An 18,140-nucleotide genomic window follows, 5' to 3' on the forward strand; every position below is an offset into this window, starting at 1 on the left:
GGTGTTTAATAAGGAATCATATGAGTTATCTATTAGTCTCGCCCTGCCGTAATGAATCCGCTTATATGCGGATTACCTTGGATAGTGTAGTCAATCAAACGGTGCAGCCAGATTTGTGGGTAATCGTTGATGATGGCTCTACTGACCAAACGCCAAATATTTTGGCTGAATATGCAGAGCGATATCCGTTTATCAAGATCATCACACGTGAAAATCGCGGTCATCGTAGTGTTGGACCTGGTGTAATTGAAGCGTTTTATCATGGCTACGATCAGGTGGATGTTTCGCAATTTGATTATGTCTGTAAGTTTGATTTGGATTTGGACCTGCCACCTAAATACTTTGAAATTTTAATCGGGCGCATGCAGCAGAATCCACGTATCGGTACTTGCAGTGGCAAAGCCTATTTTCGGGATAAAAAAACGGGTGAATTAATCAGCGAAAAATGTGGTGATGAGATGTCAGTTGGTATGACTAAGTTTTACCGACGCACCTGTTTTGAAGCGATTGGCGGGTTCGTTCGCCAAGTAATGTGGGATGGCATTGATTGTCATAAATGCCGCCAAATGGGTTGGATTGCTGTGAGCTGGGATGAACCGGATTTACGCTTTATTCATTTACGGCCGATGGGCTCGAGTCAACAAGGCATCTTTACAGGCCGAATGCGTCATGGGTTTGGGCAGTATTTCATGGGCACTGGTTTGACTTACATGACAGCATCTTCAGTGTTTCGCATGCTTCATCCTCCGTATGTTCTTGGTGGCGCTGCCATGTGGTGGGGCTACGTAAAAAGCATGTTGCAACGCAAACCACGTTTTGAAGATAAAGCGCTTGTTAAATTTATTAATAATTATCAATGGCAATGCTTGTTAAAAGGTAAATCGAAAGCCACAGCAGAACTGAATGTGCAACAGGCAAAGGTATGGGAACAACAATATGCCTGATAAGGCTGGGGCTTCAATCAAAATTGCCTATTTAGCACCTGAGATTCCGGCACTGTCTGCCACCTTTGTTTATAACGAGATATTAGAGCTCGGCAAGTTGGGGGTGGAGGTTAAGGCTTTTTCAGTGCATCGTCCTGCCCATATTGCTTCTGAGTCTTCGCTGACAGAATTAAAAAAAGCGGTTTTTCATTTATATGAAATATCAAAAGGACAGGTTGTCCTGGATAATTTCATTATGCTTTTCCGAAATCCAATGGGTTATCTAAAAGCAGCGACTAGATTAATAGGTGATATCTTCCGACAGGGTGTTATTACACGTTCAGCATTGGGGCTGGTTTATCGCTTTTTGTATGCTGCGACTTTGGCTAAACAATTAAAACAAGCCGATGTTCAACATTTACATGTGCATTTTGCACATATTCCAACAGATATAGCGATGTATGCTGCGCCAATGGCCGGCATAGTCTTTAGCGTGCAAGCCCATGCAAATGATTTATTTGAAAGAGGATGGTTGCTAAAACAAAAGGTCTCTCGTTCCGTTTTTTTCGCAACAATTTCTGAATTTAATCAGCGGTTTTTAGAGAATCTGAAGGCTGATTCCAACAAAATTAAAATAGTACGTTGTGGAGTCGACCAGAACTGGCAACCTCCGGCAAAGTCATTAAACAAGAATGAGATTTTTACGATTGGCACCGTTGGTCGACTGGTCGAGAAAAAAGGTATTGATACGCTCATCAATGCTATTTCCAAGTTAGTTAAAGATGGACGGAAAGTTCGTTTGCAAATCGCAGGTAATGGGCCACTTGAAACTGAGCTAAAGCAGCAGACTGTTTCACTTGGGCTAGTAGACGACCAGCTGCAATTTCTTGGGGCTTTATCTCATGATAAGGTTGCCGATTTTATTAGTGGTTTAGATGTATTTGTATTGCCTTGTAAAAAAGATAAACAAGGTGATATGGATGGCATACCGGTTGTATTAATGGAAGCCATGCTTTGTGGGGTTCCAGTGATTTCAACAGAGCTATCTGGAATTCCAGAGTTGGTAATTAATAATCTAACTGGTTTAACTGTTCCACCTGATAATGAGATTGAGCTAGCAGAAGCGATATACCAACTAATGGATAAACCAGAAACAGCCTTACGTCTCGTTTCTGGAGCTAAACAAAGAGTCGAAAATGAGTTTTTGTTAAATAAAAATGTGGCAAAACTTTTGACGTTAATTCAGTCTTCCATAAACACTAGACACAAATAATGAAATTACCAGGATTACAGCCTCGTTTATCTGTCCCTCACAATCGATACAGTCTAATGGGGCTTCCTTTTGACGCGGTATCATTGAGTGATGCTGCTTTAATCGTTACAGAATCAATCGAACAGCGAACGCCCTGTTTTCTGTCCACCCCTAATCTTAATTTCACTGTCATGGCTCAAGATGATCCGGATTTTTATAACTCGGTGATTCAAAGTGACTTAGTGGTCGCAGACGGAATGCCGTTAATTTGGGTGGCTAAATTACTCGGTTTGCCTATAACCGAACGAGTTGCTGGGTCGGATCTGTTTGCCTTTCTGTCAGAGCAACCTCGAGAAAGAAAAATTCGTGTGTTTTTCTTTGGAGGAGAAACGGGCATTGCCGAAAAGGCGCATCAGGAGTTGAATCGAACCAGTCCAGGAATGGAAAGCTGTGGTTTTTATGATCCAGGGTTTGTCTCAATTGATGAGATGAGTACAGATAATGTTATTGAGCATATAAATTCTTGTGAACCGGACTTTGTCTTGGTGGCTCTGGGAGCCAAAAAGGGCCAGCGCTGGATTATGCACAATCGCGATAAACTAAATGCACCTGTCATAAGTCATTTAGGGGCAGTCATTAATTTTGTTGCAGGGAGTGTGCAACGTGCACCGGAAAAATGGCAGGGGGGTGGGCTTGAGTGGTTATGGCGGATTAAGCAAGAACCAAAGCTTTATAAACGTTACTTAGGGGATGGCTTACGATTTTTAAAGATGATGGTGACACAAACCATACCACTGGCGGTGTATTCAAAAAAATTGGCCAAAAAATCAGACACTAGTAATAGAGAGGTTTTAGCTGATACATTACTGCCGCAGGAGAAATTCATAGTTACACTTAAAGGTAGCATTACTACCGAGCAGATGAATGATTTAGAGAATGTAATTCAGAAAGCACTATTGAGTGATAAAGATGTCATTGTTGAGGGTGCGGAAATTCATTATTTAGCTATGGATACGATTGCCAGACTCTTGACCTTCCAAGGACAGCTGCAACAAAAGCAGAATGTAATGATATTAAAAGATTTTCCTGCCAAAATTATAACTTTGCTACGGATGAGTAGCGTTTTAAATAGATTCAAGTTAATCTGACTTGATTAGGTGTTTGCAGGATATTTAGTGGGGGTCAAGGTTGTTAAATATTAAGATGACAGGGATGTTTATCCTGGCGCTCGTGCTTGCAATTGTTGCATATTGGGCGGGTTTAGCTGAAGCGGTAAATCGCTGGAGTAATCAAGAAGAATATAGCCATGGTTTTCTTATACCATTGGTTACACTTTTTATCTTGTGGGAAAAACGCCATCTGATTAACGCTACAAAAGGGCCACCAATGTGGACCGGTGTACTTGTAAGCGTTATTGCCGTTATCATTTTTATCATCGGTGAAATTAGCGCTTTATACCTCCTTATTCAGTATTCATTTGTTTTGATGTTGCTTGGTTTGTCGATGATTTATGTTGGTCGAGCAACCAAATACACATTGGCTCCAATACTTTTATTATTGTTTGCGATCCCTTTACCCTACGTAGTTGAGGTCGTTCTGACCGCTAAACTCCAGCTGTTTTCTTCATGGTTGGGTGTTCAAGTTATTCGTTTGTTCCAAATACCGGTATTCCTTGAAGGGAACATTATTGACCTCGGGGTTTATCAGCTTCAGGTCGTTGAAGCCTGTAGTGGTTTACGTTATTTGTTTCCTTTAATGAGTCTTGGCTTTATTGCGGCGTATTTTTACCAAGCAGCATTTTGGAAGCGCGCCACAATCTTTTTGATGACTATTCCCATCACCATCTTCATGAACAGCTTCCGTATAGGTGTTATTGGTGTGATGGTCGACAATTGGGGCATCTCGATGGCGGAAGGTTTTCTGCATGACTTTGAAGGCTGGATAATCTTCATGGCCTGTGCAGCTCTGCTATTTTTATTGGTGGTGTTACTAGAAAAAATTGCCCCGAGCCGTAAGTCTCTGTCCCAGTTGTTTGGCGTAGTAGATCATGCGCCGGCGAATAACATGTTCAGTAGCAATTATGGTAAATCGTATTCATACGCTCCTTTTATTGTTTTCATTATCGTTCTGCTGATTGCCTTGTTTTCTACTAAGTTTGTCGATAACCGCGTTGAACAAGTCCCAGAGCATGAAGATTTTATTAGTTTCCCAATGCAGTTTACTGATTGGATTGGCCAGCATGAAAAACTGGATGATCGGGTTGTCGATAAACTCGGGATGACGGATTATCTGTTTGTTAACTTTACAAGCATTGACCGGAATATTGTGAATGTGTATGTGGCTTATTACGAGTCACAACGCAAAGGCCAATCACCGCACTCACCCAGAGTATGCATACCAGGTGGTGGTTGGGAAATTTCGGAATTTAACCGTACAGAAGTCGCTGGTGAACCTATTAACCGAGTGATTATTAAAAACGGTGATCAGGAACAGTTGGTTTATTACTGGTTCCAAGGACGTAACCGACAGATAGCTAATGAATATTTGAATAAGTGGTTTTTATTCAAGGATGCTTTATTGGAAAACAGAACAGATGGTGCTCTGGTTCGTTATGTGACTCCTATTTTACCCGGAGAAAGTCATCAAGATGCAGACGCTAGAATTCAATCGTTGATGCAACATACGACACCAGAAATAAACCGTTATATTGCAGATTAAGTTAGGAATATGGATATGAAAAATTTTAAACGCACGGTCTTGGCTGCAATGTTGGCTGGGATGATTTCAGGCTGTGGTTCTGCCGAAGATTCCTCAGAAAGATTTATTGAAAGTGGCAAAGAATTGATGGAACAGGGTGAGTTCGATAAAGCTCGTCTGGAATTCAGAAATGCCTTACAAATCAATCCACTGGAAGCGGAAGGTTATTATCAGTTGGCTTTAATTGATGAAAAAGGCCAGAAGTGGAAAGGCATGTATTCCAATTTAGTGACGGTAGAGTCATTGGACCCCAATCATGTTCCTGCTCTTATTAAGCTGGGTCAACTGCATATTGTTTCTGGTCAACTTGATGAAGCAATGAAAAAAGCTGAAAAAGCTTTGTCGCTTGAGCCGGACAATATTAATGCCATCTTGCTGAAGGCAACTACACTTATCAAGCAAGAAAACTTTGGCATGGCTGAGGCCGAAATCAATCGCATACTGGCAATCGAACCTAAGAATATGGAAGCTTTAACCGCTAGGGTTATGCTTTATAAAAATAGTGGTCAAACCAGTAAAGCTATGACAGCGACTGACGAAGCATTAGCATTGTATCCAGATGCTATGCCGTTAAAAATGATTAAGCTGAGTATCTATCAAGAGCTTAATGATTATTCTGCGATGGAACAGCTTTACCGGGAGTTATTGCCTGAATACCCTCACGAAAGTTGGGTCGCAGTCTCTTTAGCTAAGTTGCTTAACGACACGATGAATCGTCCTGAGGAATCGCAAAAAGTGCTTGAGGATTATGTGGCTAATAATCCAGATGACGCTGAAACCATTATGCTGTTAGTGGCTTTGATGAACAGCCGTGATCCAGAGCTGGCCATGGCTAAATTGGATGAATTTATTGCGGCTAAACCTGATAACCAAGAATTACGTTTTGCCAAAATAGAAATGCTGAGTATTCAAGGCAAGCAAGATTTGATGATATCTGAGCTAGAAGCCATTATTGCTTCAGAACCAACCAGTGAAATTGGTTTACGTGCCAGAGCGACTATTGCAGGTATAAAAGCCCAAGAGGGTAAATTTGAAGAAGCTGAAACCATGGTAAATGAGGTGTTGGCGATATCCTCTGAACATGAGCAGGCATTATTATTAAAAGCTAAATTGCAATTAAGAGATGAACAGCTTGACCCTGCTATCAGTAATTTAAGGGTATTAATTAGAAATAATGCTGAACTAGATGAAGCGATGGTTTTGTTAGCTCAGGCGTATGCCTTAACCGGGTCATCTGAATTGGCTGAAAATAGTTTCCGTCAGGCTTTATCTGTAAACCCAAGTAATCCACAGGCAGCGTTATCTGTTGCAAGCGTGCTGATGCGAGGCAATGATTTAGACCGTACTGAACAAGTGTTAGTAAGAGCATTAGATGGTAATGCTAATAATGAGAATTTATTACAAGCATTGGCACAGGTTCGGATATTAAAACGTGACTGGGCGGGGACTCAACAAGCTATTGATGGATTAACGGAATCCACTCCATTAACCCATTTATTGACAGCCCAAATGTATCAAGGCTTAAACGATAATACCTTGGCGATTGCTGAGTATGAAGCTGCTTTGAAGCTTGACCCAAGCTTGACGAGAGCCTTACAGCAAATTATGGCCATTCATTATCAACAAGATCAAAAAGAAGAGATTGTTACGTTTCTGAATGAACATATTGCCGAGCATCCTGAATTGAGCAATGGCTACATAGTCTTGGCAGATTACTATCGTATGGATGGGAATTTACCGGAGGCGATCGCCGCAATCGATAACGGAATAGCTAAAAATGACGAATGGACGGCGGGTTATAGTTTGAAAGCCAATTTGCATTATCTAAACAATGAACCCGATGCAGCTATTGCAGCCTTTGAAAAGGGGCTTTCGAAAACGCCAGAAGATAATCAGTTGGCGATGCAGTTGGCATCAACTCACGAGACAAAAAAAGAGTACGAAAAAGCACGTAAGTTATATGAAGAAGTTATCGCACGTGATCCTTCAATAGATGTGGCAGCGAATAACTTATCAAGTTTGCTCTCTGATCAGTTTGAATCTCCTGAGAACTTACAACGTGCGTTAACGTTATCTAGTCGCTTCCGTGATTCTGAACAACCTTATTTTGCCGATACTTTTGGCTGGGTTAATTACAAGCTAGGTAATTATGAAGAAGCTAGACCAGCATTGGAAAGAGCTGCTTCAAGCAGTGATGCTATTGCATTATTCCATTACCATTTAGGCCGTTTGTATTTGGCGATGCAAATGCCAGAAGAAGCACGTCAATCCTTAGAGCGTGCACAAAAGATGGCTAATGAAGAAAATGATGAAGCGTTGATTGGTAAAATTGATGAGCAGTTGAGTCAGTTATAAATATTTAGTTAAAAAGCCTTGCAGATTATAGTCTGCAAGGCTTTTTTTATGCTTGGCGTTTATTACCCAGCCATGCGTTTTAATACATCATCTTTATTAATAAAATGGTGATACAAAGCCCCAGTAATATGAGCCAATACCAAAAATATTAATAAAAATGCAAAAGGGGAGTGCCATTCACCTAGAGCAAGTGCCCAAGGTACTTCTCCAGCGGGTTTGCCAACCAGTTCATAGCCGAATACTTTGACTGGGTAGCCTTTACCATGAATATATAATGCGCCAAGAAAGGGCATAACAAGCATCGATAGATACATTAAACGATGAGCTAATTTGGCGATAACGCCATCTAAACCAGGGTTAACTGGTCGTTGCGGCTTTTGTTTTAAAGTCCACAATAATCTTGCTACCGTCAGAATTAAAATGATTGCTCCCATTGTTACGTGCCAGGGGCCAAAAGTATCGCCCAGCCAATGCTCGCCTTCATTTATGCGATCAGCAAATTTGAAAAACTGCTGCAGCACCACCACTGCGATTACCCAATGAAAAATACGCGTTATGGACCCATAACGTTCATGGTTGTCATGTAACATTTCTCTCTCCTTTGCTTGCCATAATTTTTTATATGCACGAGATAGTGATCTCGTTGTTTCAGTATAAAAATGTCAACTTTAAGTGTTTATTAAGAGAATGCGATTATGGTGATCTTCCTTATCTAATCTGGTGTGGTTAAACGTCACGGAAATGAGCATGAATTTGTTCAAGCCGAGCATACACATGATCAATAAAAGCTTGGGCAACGCGGGATGGATATTTCCCCATCGGATGAACCAGACACCAAGTACGACGGATTGGAAAGTCAGGAATATCTAACGTTTTTAGTATGCCAGTCTGTAATTCGGCCAATACACTTAGCTTTGGCAAAATAGCTACTCCAAGGCCTGCTAACACGGCATGTTTTATGGCTTCATTTGAACCTAATTCCATTACCGGGTTGAGTTGTAATCGATGTTGCTGACAATGTTGTTCAATAGCGAATCGTGTTCCAGAGCCGTTTTCACGTATTAACATTGGTTCGGCAAAAAACTGATTAGCGGATAAAGGTAATTTTTCAGACAAATTATGTTGTGCGGGTATCACAGCAATCAATTCATTATCCAAAAACGGCAGCGTAGATAATGAACGCCCCTCGGGTACCATGGCCATAATCACTAGGTCATCGATATTTAGTTTTAATCGTTCTAAGGCCTGGGCTCGATTTACTACTTCAATATGCAGATTGATGGCAGGAAATTCTTCGAGAAAGCTAGTCAATAAGTGAGGTACTACTGATTGAGCAGAACTGACAATACTCAGTTTCAAATCGCCGGAAAGCGCTTCCCGTAACAAATTCAATTCGGTTTGCAGTTCACTCATCTGACCAAAGAGCCTATCTATAAATGTTGCTACCCTTTCACCAGCTTCGGTGCAATACAGTTGGCGACCGATATATTCAAATAACGGTTGCTCTAGTGCATTTTCAAGATGACGCATTTGTGAGCTGACAGCAGGTTGGGTCAAACCTAGATTTTCCGCAGCTTTACGATAACCCTTGTGTTGATAGACCGCTTGAAACACCTGCATTTGTCGGAACGACAAACGAGATAATAATTGTTGTAGGCTGAGCGCCATGATCTTGCACCTATTTGGGGATTGATAAGTTTTAGCTTATAGGTGAATTATATTTTATTGATTTTTATTTATCATTAATTTGCTCTAGTCTTAGCAAACAAATTTGGCCGAGACTGAGCTATGTTAAAAAAAATTCTAATCGCTAATCGTGGCGAAATTGCTGTACGAATTGTCCGTGCCTGTTCGGAAATGGGTGTTCGTTCAGTAGCCATTTATACCGAACCGGATCGTTATGCCTTACACGTTAAACGCGCTGATGAATCCTATTCATTAGGTGAAGACCCGCTTGAAGGTTATCTGGATCCGGTTCGGCTGGTAAATCTGGCTGTTGAAACCGGCTGTGATGCGATTCATCCTGGTTATGGTTTCCTATCTGAAAATGCCCGGTTCGCTCGTTTATGCGAACAAAATGGCATCATCTTTATCGGTCCTAAAGCCTCTGTTATCGAAAAGATGGGCGACAAAACAGCTGCTCGCGACAGTATGCGTGAGGCTGGTGTACCAATTACACCTGGATCGGACGGCAACCTCGAAAACATTGAAGAAGCATTAACGGTTGCTGAAGAGATTGGTTACCCCATCATGATCAAAGCTACTTCCGGTGGTGGTGGTCGCGGTATTCGCCGTTGTGATACATCGGCTGAACTGAAACAACAGTTTCCCCGTGTTATTTCTGAAGCGACCAAAGCGTTTGGCTCAGCTGAAGTGTTTATGGAAAAGTGCATCGTTAACCCACGGCATATTGAAGTGCAGGTGTTGGCTGATAGACACGGCAATGTCGTACATTTATACGAACGCGATTGTTCCATTCAACGACGCAACCAGAAGCTAATTGAAATTGCTCCCAGCCCACAACTTACACCAGAACAACGTAACTATATCGGTGGGTTGGCGGTAAAAGCCACTGAAGCAGTAGGGTATGAAAATGCCGGAACCGTTGAGTTTCTGCTGACTGGCAATCAGGTGTATTTCATGGAAATGAATACCCGGATTCAGGTCGAACACACCATTACCGAACAAATCACCGGTATTGATATTGTTCGCGAACAGTTACGTATCGCCGCGGGTGAAACCTTGCGATACCGTCAGGAAGATATTCATTATCGTGGCTTTGCCTTGCAGTTTCGTATCAATGCTGAAGATCCAAAAAATGATTTCCTGCCCAGCTTTGGTCGCATCACACATTATTACGCTCCCGGTGGCCCAGGTGTTCGGGTCGATACCGCGATTTACACTGGATATGAAATCCCGCCATATTTTGACTCAATGTGTTTGAAGCTAGTTGTCTGGGCATTGGATTGGGAGGATGCAGTCGATCGAGGGCGTCGTGCTCTGGATGATATGCGTTTACATGGCATCAAAACTACAGCCAGTTATTATCAGCAGATCCTCAAAGATCCTGATTTCAGGGCTGGAAAATTTGATACCAGTTTTGTGCCTTCACATCCTGAACTTCTTACTTATTCAGATAAACGTCACCCGACCGCATTAGCATTGGTGTTGGCTACCGCCATCGCCGCGCATGCAGGTTGGTAAAACAAGTTAGCCGGAGAATTGTAATGAAAAAAATTCAAGTTACTGATGTGACGTTGCGTGATGCACATCAATCATTGATTGCCACCCGCATGCGTACCGATGACATGTTGCCGATCTGTGAAAAGCTGGATCGGGTGGGCTATTGGTCACTGGAAGTATGGGGCGGGGCGACATTTGATGCCTGTGTGCGTTACCTGAAAGAAGATCCCTGGCAGCGTTTACGTTTATTAAAAGGTGTTTTGCCTAATACCCGGCTGCAAATGTTATTACGTGGTCAAAATCTGCTGGGATATCGTCACTATGCTGATGACGTAGTGCAAGCTTTTGTCGCCAAAGCGGCTGAGAATGGCATCGATGTATTCAGGGTGTTTGATGCTTTGAATGATATGCGTAATTTGGAAACCGCATTAAAAGCGGTGAAAGATGCGGGTAAACATGCTCAGGGCACTATTGCTTACACCACCAGTCCAGTACATACGCCTGAGTTATTTGTAGAACAGGCTAAAACTCTGCGTGATATGGGCGCCGACTCCATTGCAATTAAAGATATGGCCGGTCTGCTGGCACCGTATCCAACTTATGAGTTGGTCAAAGCCATTAAATCCGCTGTGGATCTGCCTTTAGTCATTCATAGTCATTCCACCTCTGGCTTGGCACCTCTGTGTCAGTTAAAAGCCATTGAAGCCGGTGTTGATCGTATTGATACCGCGATTTCAGCGTTTGCTGGTGGCACTAGCCATCCTGCGACCGAGAGTCAGGTAGCAGCGTTAAAAGGCACCGAGTGGGATACTGGACTGGATTTGAATTTACTCTCGGAAATCGCTGATTATTTCCGTGAGGTTCGCAAAAAATATCACCAGTTTGAAAGCGAATTCACCCGCGAAGATGTATCGGTTCAAATCAATCAGGTGCCTGGTGGCATGATGTCTAATCTGGCCAATCAGCTGAAAGAACAGAATGCGTTGGATCGGATTCGTGATGTTTTTGCTGAGATTCCGCGGGTTCGTGAAGATTTAGGCTTTCCTCCATTGGTCACGCCAACTTCACAAATCGTCGGTACACAGGCGGTTTATAACGTCTTAAGTGGCGAACGCTATAAAACCATTACGAATGAGGTTAAGCGTTATCTACTGGGTGGTTACGGTCAACCGCCGGCACCGATTAATGCCCAACTGCAACGCAAGGCAATCGGCAATGAAACGGTAATTGAGTCACGTCCTGCAGATTCGATTGCACCAGAAATGGAAAAATTACGCGCCAAGATTGGTGAACTGGCGACCTGCGAAGAAGATGTATTGACCTTTGCCATGTTCCCGGACATCGGTCGTGAATTTTTGCAACAACGTTTAGATGGCACTTTGCAACCAGAACCGTTGATTCCGGAGAGTAAAGGCAAAGCGCCAGGCACCGTATCAACCGAGTTTAAAGTTGATGTGCATGGTGAAACCTATGATGTCGCTATTACCGGTGTTGGTGATGTTGGCGGTGGCAAACGCAAAATGTATGTATCCGTTGATGGTATGCCGGAAGAAGTTATATTCGAGACCATCAGCGAATTTGTTTCAGATGGTGCTCAGCAAGGCCGTAAAAAAGCCAGCGATCCAGGTCATGTCACCACACCATTACCGGGTAATGTAGTGGATGTTTTGGTCAATGTCGGTGACAAGGTCAAGTCAGGTCAATCGACAATGATCATTGAAGCGATGAAAATGGAATCAGAGCTGTTGGCTAATATCGATGGGGAAGTTAAAGCGATTCATGTTAATAAAGGTGATCGGGTGACACCGGGTGAAGTATTAATTGAAATTGCTTAATGAATATCTTGTAAACGTTTATGCGGGGTCAGCTTGTTACTTTCTAAGTAGTACTTAGTCCTGTGTATTAACTTATTGCATATTCTGGCGTTAGACTCCATGCCATATAAATAGGCATGGAGGAGTCATATATGACACTGACTGCAGATCTCAGAAAAACGTCAATCTATGATAGTTTGGGTGGTGCCGAAGGTATCCGAAAGTTAGTAAATACCTTTTGTGATGTGTTGGAAACAACTGATGTTGGTCGGCCAATTCATCTGCTACATTTGCGTGGTCATGGAATGGCACACGCACGCATGGAACAGTTCAATTTTTTCTCAGGTATGTTTGGAGGCCCGCGGCTTTATGCCGAGAAGTGGGGCCATTCTAATATCCGACAGATCCACGAGCATGTCGACATAACCGAAGCACATAAGAATGCTTGGTTAGCATCGATGCAGGTTGCCGTTGAGAGACTTCAGTATGAACCAAGGATGAAACAGTATTTAATGGAAAACTTTGAACGCATGGCCAGCATATTGGTTAATCGCTAATCCTGCTCTTGTTCCATTGCATCCAGACTGTGGTAATAAATGATCGCTAAGTAGCGGATGGGCATTTTTAATTTAGTTTCAGGACGATGAGGCTGTTCAGCATTGAAGGTCAGTGAGTCGCCTGGATTCAGAATATAGCGTTCGTCTCCTACTGTGTATTCAAGTTTACCTTCCAACATATAGATAAATTCGATACCTGAGTGCTCAAACGGATCAAATACTTCGCTTTCTTCTTCAAGGGAAATCAGAAACGGTTCAAATAGTTTCTGCGGGCCTTGATCATAAGCAAGCAAATGATAGGTATGCCCAGATTTAGTGCCCCGTCTGACTACTTCCATCCCTTCGCCATTCTTAACGTATTGAGCTCCGCCTTTTGGGGTGTCGTAATCATGAAACAGTTTTGAAAGTGTAACGCCCAAAGCGTTAGCTAAATGTTCAAGTTTTTCGAGACTTGGCGAGGTTAAACCATTTTCGATTTTGCTCAACATTCCACGACTTAAACTAGCTCGCGTGGCCACTTCTGCAATTGTTAACCCATTTTCCAGACGAAGATGGCGCAGCGTGTTGCCAAGATGTTTGTCCAGTGACTTAACCGTATTTTCGATTCCATTCATCTCTAGTTTATCGTTCACGCCGTCAAATTCTCCCTTTTTGTTTCATTGATAGAAGCTTGATCATACACGAATTTTTTCGTAGATAACTCACTTAAGATTCATCTCATGAAAAAAAGTTTCTTTAGGGTGTTGACATCTGATTTCCCACATGAGTAAATGAGCCCATGGTTTCATCATGTGAAACAAAGTTTACCTAAAAGGTGGTAGTTCAGTATACCTATTAGGTAGTAGATGAAATGGCAAACATATCAATGAGGGGCAACAATGCCATTAAGACTTTTGAAATATGCACTCAGCCGAGAACACCCGGCTCCCCGTTTTTTTCGGGACTGTACTGAACCCAAAAAAACCTATGATGCGGTTATCATCGGCGGCGGTGGGCACGGTCTGGCTGCCGCTTATTATCTGGCTAAGGATCACGGCATCACCAATGTTGCGGTGCTGGAAAAAGGCTATATCGGCGGCGGTAATACCGGACGCAATACCACTATTGTTCGTTCCAACTACCTGACTCCGGAAGGCGTCAATTTTTACAATGCCAGTGTTAAGTTGTTTGAAGATCTCTCAGAAGAGCTCGACATCAACCTGTTTTATTCCAATCGTGGCCATTTCACTTTAGCCCATACCGACTCTGCCATGCGTACCATGCGCTGGCGGGCTGAAGTTAACAAACATGTTGGTGTTGAAAGTTATGTAGTTGGCCCGGATGAAATATCAAAAGCATGCCCACAACTTGATATCTCTTGCAGTGGTCAGGCTCCAATCCTTGGTGCCTTGTATCACGCACCAGGCTCAGTAGCCCGTCATGATGCCGTTGCCTGGGGATATGCCAAGGAAGCTGACCGGATGGGGGTAGAGATTTTCCAAAGCACCGAAGTGACCAGCATTGACGTGAAAAGTGGCAAGGTCGTTGGGGTGCAAACTAACAAAGGTTATATCAGTACCAACCGCGTGTTATCAGCAGTAGCCGGTTTTACACCACGCATTTGCGAAATGGTCGATGTGGAAACGCCCATTGTGATTCATCCGCTTCAAGCATGTGTGACTGAACCGATGAAACCATGGCTGGATACGATTCTGGTTTCTGGCAGCTTGCATGTTTATGTCAGTCAGTCCTCTCGTGGTGAATTAGTTATGGGGTCTTCACTGGATCCGTACGAAATACATTCAACTCGTTCTTCACTGGATTTTGTTGAAGGCCTGACCTCGCATATCACCGATATGTTTCCTTTCCTCGGTAATGTGAAAGTCGTAAGGCAATGGGCGGGGATGGCGGATCTTACCCCTGACTTTGCTCCAATCATGGGCAAAACTGAAGTGGAAGGGTTTTACATTGATGCCGGTTGGGGCACTTGGGGCTTTAAAGCCACCCCCATCAGTGGCAAAACTATGGCCGAAACCATCGCCCGCGATATGGCCCCGGATATGATCCGATCCTTCCGGTTATCACGATTTGAAGATTATGAGCTGACCGGTGAAAAAGGCGCAGCCTCGGTCGGCCACTAATTTAGGGAAAGCAAGATGAAATTACTTCAATGTCCCGTTAACGGTATCCGCCCAGTGAGTGAATTTACCTACGGTGGGGAATACCGGGAAATGCCTGACCCAGATACCTGCAGTGATAAAGAGTGGGCTGGTTATGTGCATTACCGGCATGGGGCGCCGGGTTTGAAAAAAGAATGGTGGTATCACGGTCCAAGTGGCACCTGGTTTATCGCAGAAAGAAACACGCTGACTGACAAGGTCAGCCGGACCTATCTTTACGGTCAGGAGAATAAAGCATGACATTGCGTATCACTGAACAAGAGAATGAATGGATCAACCGTGATATGCCCTTGACCTTTGAATACGAAGGTCAGCAAGTCGAAGCATATGAAGGCGATACCATAAGTAGTGCGCTCTGGGCTGCCGATATTAAGGTTTTGGGGCGTAGTTTTAAATATCACCGGGCGCGTGGTTTATTGAGTTTTGCCAACCATGATGTCAACGCATTAATGACAGATGGAGTGGACACCAATATCCGGGCTGATGTGATTCCCGTTGCTCATGGCATGCAGTTGACTGCGGTCAACACGGACGGAGGTGTATTAAAAGATAAAGGTCGCTTTATCGATAAAATCTCGGCGTTTCTGCCGGTAGGGTTTTATTACAAAGCTTTCCATACCCCTAAACGGATGTTTCCATTCTGGGAAGACAAGATCCGTAAAGCAGCTGGCCTAGGTGAAGTCAATTTCAACTATCCTCGAATCACTCGTGCCAAACGCTATGCACATTGTGATGTCTTGGTCGTCGGCGCAGGTGTATCTGGAATGTCGGCAGCACTTGAAGCAGCCGAAGCTGGCAGTCAGGTTATTCTGGTGGATGAAAACCGCAAAATTGGCGGCAGTCTCACCTATGATATGGCTGCAGATGCCGACACTGGATCCTTGTTAAAACAGCTGACAGATTCCGTGCAAAACCATGCGAATATTCAGATAATTGCTGATGCCTATGCTGGCGGTTATTACACTGATCATCTAGTGCCTATCGTAGGGAAAACCGGTATTACCAAGGTTCGTGCCGGTTCAATCATTGTTGCCAGTGGTGCTTTTGAACAACCTCCAGTATTTCGTTATAACGACTTACCAGGAGTGATGCTCAGCTCAGCAGCACAACGTCTTGTAAACCGTTACTCGGTGAAACCATTTACCAAAGGCATATTGGTCACCGCGAATGATTATGGATACCGGGCGGCCTTGGATTTGGCAGCGGCTAAAATCGAAATAGTTGCTGTCATTGATATGCGTCAGACCGGTGCTGATGGCGATTTGACTGCAAAAGTTAAACAGGCCGGCATCGCCGTTCATCTGGGTAGTTGTATTTACGAAGTAGTGCCAACCTCCGACAAAATGGGTGTCAGTGCGGTTGTGGTCTGTCCTTATGATGAAACCACTGCCGAGGCAGATCTTCATCAACAGGTGATATTGCATTGCGATGGTGTGGCGATGAGTGCTGGCTGGGCTCCGGCTGCCGCCTTGCTTTATCAGGCTGGTACGCAGATGCGTTATGACCAGGCTGTTCAACAGTTTGTGCCTAATCAATTGCCGGAAGGTGTATTTGCTGCCGGTAAAGTGAACGGCATATTTGCACTTGAACAACGCTTGTTAGACGGAAAACGTGCCGGCGCCGAAGCTGCACGCTATCTAGGCAAAAATACTGCTGATCCTGTTGCTGTCATGACGCATGGCGGTAACTCGCCCAGCCATCCTTACCCCATTGTGAATCATCCAAAAGGCAAAAACTTTGTTGATTTTGATGAAGATATCCAAGTAAAGGATTTCATCAATGCCGCTAAAGAAGGCTTTGACAACATCGAGTTGATGAAGCGTTTCACCACAGTAGGAATGGGACCAAGTCAGGGCAAACATTCCAATATGAATGCCATTCGTATTCTGGCACGTATTCGGGATTTGCCAGTTGAAAAAATTGGTTCGACGACAGCAAGGCCGTTTTTCCACCCAACACCTATTGGGCATTTAGGTGGTCGTGGTTTTCACCCACATCGTCATACCGCAATGCATGAATGGCATGTGAGAGAAGGCGGGGTGATGATGGAAGCCGGTGTGTGGTTGCGACCTGCTTACTACTTGCCTGTCGGAATTAAAATATCCAATAAACAGGCAGTGCAGCAGGAAGCACTGGCTGTTCGCAAGTCTGCTGGCATGATTGATGGCAGTACGTTGGGCAAAATCGAAGTCTTCGGCAAAGATGCTGCTGCGTTTCTAGAGCGTTTTTATACCGGCAGATTTGCCAGTCAGAAAGTCGGCAACAGCCGTATCGCAATGTTACTTGATGAAGCTGGCGTCATTGTCGATGATGGCGTGGCGGTTCGTTTGGACCAGGACAAGTTTTATGTTTCTACCAACTCGTCCAATGCCGCCACGGTGTATCGAGAAATGCAACGCAATCTGCAGCTTTGGGGCATGCAAGTCACCCTAGTCAATCTTACTGGTGTGATGTCAGCGATGACTTTGGCTGGGCCTTCATCTCGTTCCATCCTCAGTGAAGTAACTGATTTGGATCTGCTGGAAGAAGCCTTTCCACAGGGTGCATATCGCGAAGCTTTGGTAGCGGGTGTCCATGCCAGAGTTATGCGGGTGGCGTTTGTCTCGGATCTGGCTTTCGAAATACATGTTCCTTCAAGTGCCGGTCTGCATGTCTGGCAGAAAATCATGGAGGCAGGCAAAACCTATGGTATCCGACCTTTTGGCACTGATGCCCAGCGTCTGCTGCGGTTGGAAATGGGCCATCATCTGATTAGTCATGATACTGATGGTTTGACCAACCCGTTTGAGGCACATGCAGAGTCACTGGTGGCAATGGATAAACCATTTTTCATCGGCCAACGCAGTCTGCAAATCCTGCAGAAGAAACCATTAAAGAAAAAACTGGTGACCTTTGTATTAAATGAAGGATTTGGTGAACTGCCCAAGGAATGCAATCTGGTGATTGAAAATGGCGAGATCGCTGGAAGGGTGACCAGTATTTCTTTCAGTGAATATTTAAATCGAGTGATTGGTTTTGCCTTTGTTTTGCCTGAGCAGGCCAAAGCGGGAAAACGCTTTGCTATTCGCACTGATAGTGGATGGCTGGAAATGGCTGAAGTGGTTGAACACTCTTTTCTAAGTATGAGTCAGGGCTAAGGA

14 protein-coding genes are annotated in these 18,140 nt (G+C 43.8%); 11 read left to right on the forward strand and 3 right to left on the reverse strand.

Annotated features, from left to right (window positions below; genetic code table 11):
* Nucleotides 1–20 precede the first annotated feature (20 nt).
* The 5 genes from ACN0V2_RS07995 (at nt 21) to ACN0V2_RS08015 (ending at nt 7,287) form a co-directional block, all read left to right on the forward strand.
* Entirely contained in the window at nt 21–944 is a 924-nt protein-coding gene (locus ACN0V2_RS07995; RefSeq protein WP_417550284.1) for a glycosyltransferase family 2 protein, read from the forward strand.
* Nucleotides 937–2,196 carry a glycosyltransferase gene (locus ACN0V2_RS08000; protein ID WP_417550285.1) on the forward strand — a complete coding sequence of 420 codons (1,260 nt, stop codon included), beginning with the start codon at nt 937–939 and terminating at the stop codon, nt 2,194–2,196. The genes ACN0V2_RS07995 and ACN0V2_RS08000 overlap by 8 nt, the downstream gene beginning before the upstream one ends.
* On the forward strand, nt 2,196–3,323 hold the full coding sequence (locus tag ACN0V2_RS08005; RefSeq protein ID WP_417550286.1) for a WecB/TagA/CpsF family glycosyltransferase: 1,128 nt from the start codon (nt 2,196–2,198) through the stop codon (nt 3,321–3,323). Before ACN0V2_RS08000 ends, ACN0V2_RS08005 begins: the two co-directional genes overlap by 1 nt.
* Nucleotides 3,324–3,405: 82 nt before the next feature.
* Nucleotides 3,406–4,893 carry a VPLPA-CTERM-specific exosortase XrtD gene (gene xrtD / locus ACN0V2_RS08010; RefSeq protein WP_417550287.1) on the forward strand — a complete coding sequence of 496 codons (1,488 nt, stop codon included), beginning with the start codon at nt 3,406–3,408 and terminating at the stop codon, nt 4,891–4,893.
* A 15-nt stretch (nt 4,894–4,908) separates the two neighbouring features.
* Nucleotides 4,909–7,287, forward strand: coding sequence for a tetratricopeptide repeat protein (locus tag ACN0V2_RS08015; protein ID WP_417550288.1), 2,379 nt, complete (start codon nt 4,909–4,911; stop codon nt 7,285–7,287).
* A gap of 62 nt (nt 7,288–7,349) precedes the next feature.
* On the opposite strand, the gene ACN0V2_RS08020 is transcribed toward ACN0V2_RS08015, so the two are convergent.
* A complete protein-coding gene (locus tag ACN0V2_RS08020; RefSeq protein WP_417550289.1) occupies nt 7,350–7,877 on the reverse strand; it encodes a cytochrome b in 528 nt (175 codons plus the stop codon).
* A gap of 136 nt (nt 7,878–8,013) precedes the next feature.
* Nucleotides 8,014–8,955 (reverse strand): LysR family transcriptional regulator, encoded by a 942-nt coding sequence (locus ACN0V2_RS08025; protein ID WP_417550290.1) that lies wholly within the window; start codon nt 8,953–8,955, stop codon nt 8,014–8,016.
* 120 nt (nt 8,956–9,075) lie between these two features.
* Between ACN0V2_RS08025 and ACN0V2_RS08030 the strand changes: the two genes are divergently transcribed.
* The 3 genes from ACN0V2_RS08030 (at nt 9,076) to ACN0V2_RS08040 (ending at nt 12,841) form a co-directional block, all read left to right on the forward strand.
* Nucleotides 9,076–10,491 (forward strand): acetyl-CoA carboxylase biotin carboxylase subunit, encoded by a 1,416-nt coding sequence (locus ACN0V2_RS08030; RefSeq protein WP_417550291.1) that lies wholly within the window; start codon nt 9,076–9,078, stop codon nt 10,489–10,491.
* Nucleotides 10,492–10,514: 23 nt separating this feature from the next.
* Nucleotides 10,515–12,305, forward strand: coding sequence for a sodium-extruding oxaloacetate decarboxylase subunit alpha (oadA, locus tag ACN0V2_RS08035; protein WP_417550292.1), 1,791 nt, complete (start codon nt 10,515–10,517; stop codon nt 12,303–12,305).
* Nucleotides 12,306–12,436: 131 nt separating this feature from the next.
* Nucleotides 12,437–12,841 (forward strand): group II truncated hemoglobin, encoded by a 405-nt coding sequence (locus ACN0V2_RS08040; protein ID WP_417550293.1) that lies wholly within the window; start codon nt 12,437–12,439, stop codon nt 12,839–12,841.
* Here ACN0V2_RS08040 and ACN0V2_RS08045 read toward each other — a convergent pair.
* Nucleotides 12,838–13,473 (reverse strand): helix-turn-helix domain-containing protein, encoded by a 636-nt coding sequence (locus tag ACN0V2_RS08045; RefSeq protein WP_417550294.1) that lies wholly within the window; start codon nt 13,471–13,473, stop codon nt 12,838–12,840. The two genes, ACN0V2_RS08040 and ACN0V2_RS08045, sit on opposite strands and share 4 nt — an antisense overlap.
* A gap of 246 nt (nt 13,474–13,719) precedes the next feature.
* Here ACN0V2_RS08045 and ACN0V2_RS08050 point away from each other — a divergent pair, with 246 nt between their 5' ends.
* Genes ACN0V2_RS08050 through ACN0V2_RS08060 form a run of 3 tightly spaced genes read left to right on the forward strand, consistent with a single transcriptional unit; the run spans nt 13,720 to nt 18,137 of the window.
* A complete protein-coding gene (locus tag ACN0V2_RS08050; RefSeq protein WP_417550295.1) occupies nt 13,720–14,961 on the forward strand; it encodes an FAD-dependent oxidoreductase in 1,242 nt (413 codons plus the stop codon).
* 15 nt (nt 14,962–14,976) lie between these two features.
* Complete coding sequence (locus ACN0V2_RS08055; RefSeq protein ID WP_292355646.1) at nt 14,977–15,240, forward strand: sarcosine oxidase subunit delta; 264 nt, start codon at nt 14,977–14,979, stop codon at nt 15,238–15,240.
* Nucleotides 15,237–18,137 (forward strand): FAD-dependent oxidoreductase, encoded by a 2,901-nt coding sequence (locus ACN0V2_RS08060; RefSeq protein WP_417550296.1) that lies wholly within the window; start codon nt 15,237–15,239, stop codon nt 18,135–18,137. The genes ACN0V2_RS08055 and ACN0V2_RS08060 overlap by 4 nt, the downstream gene beginning before the upstream one ends.
* Nucleotides 18,138–18,140 lie beyond the last annotated feature (3 nt).

Source organism: Methylophaga sp. (assembly GCF_048266885.1).
Classification (GTDB): Bacteria; Pseudomonadota; Gammaproteobacteria; order Nitrosococcales; family Methylophagaceae; genus Methylophaga.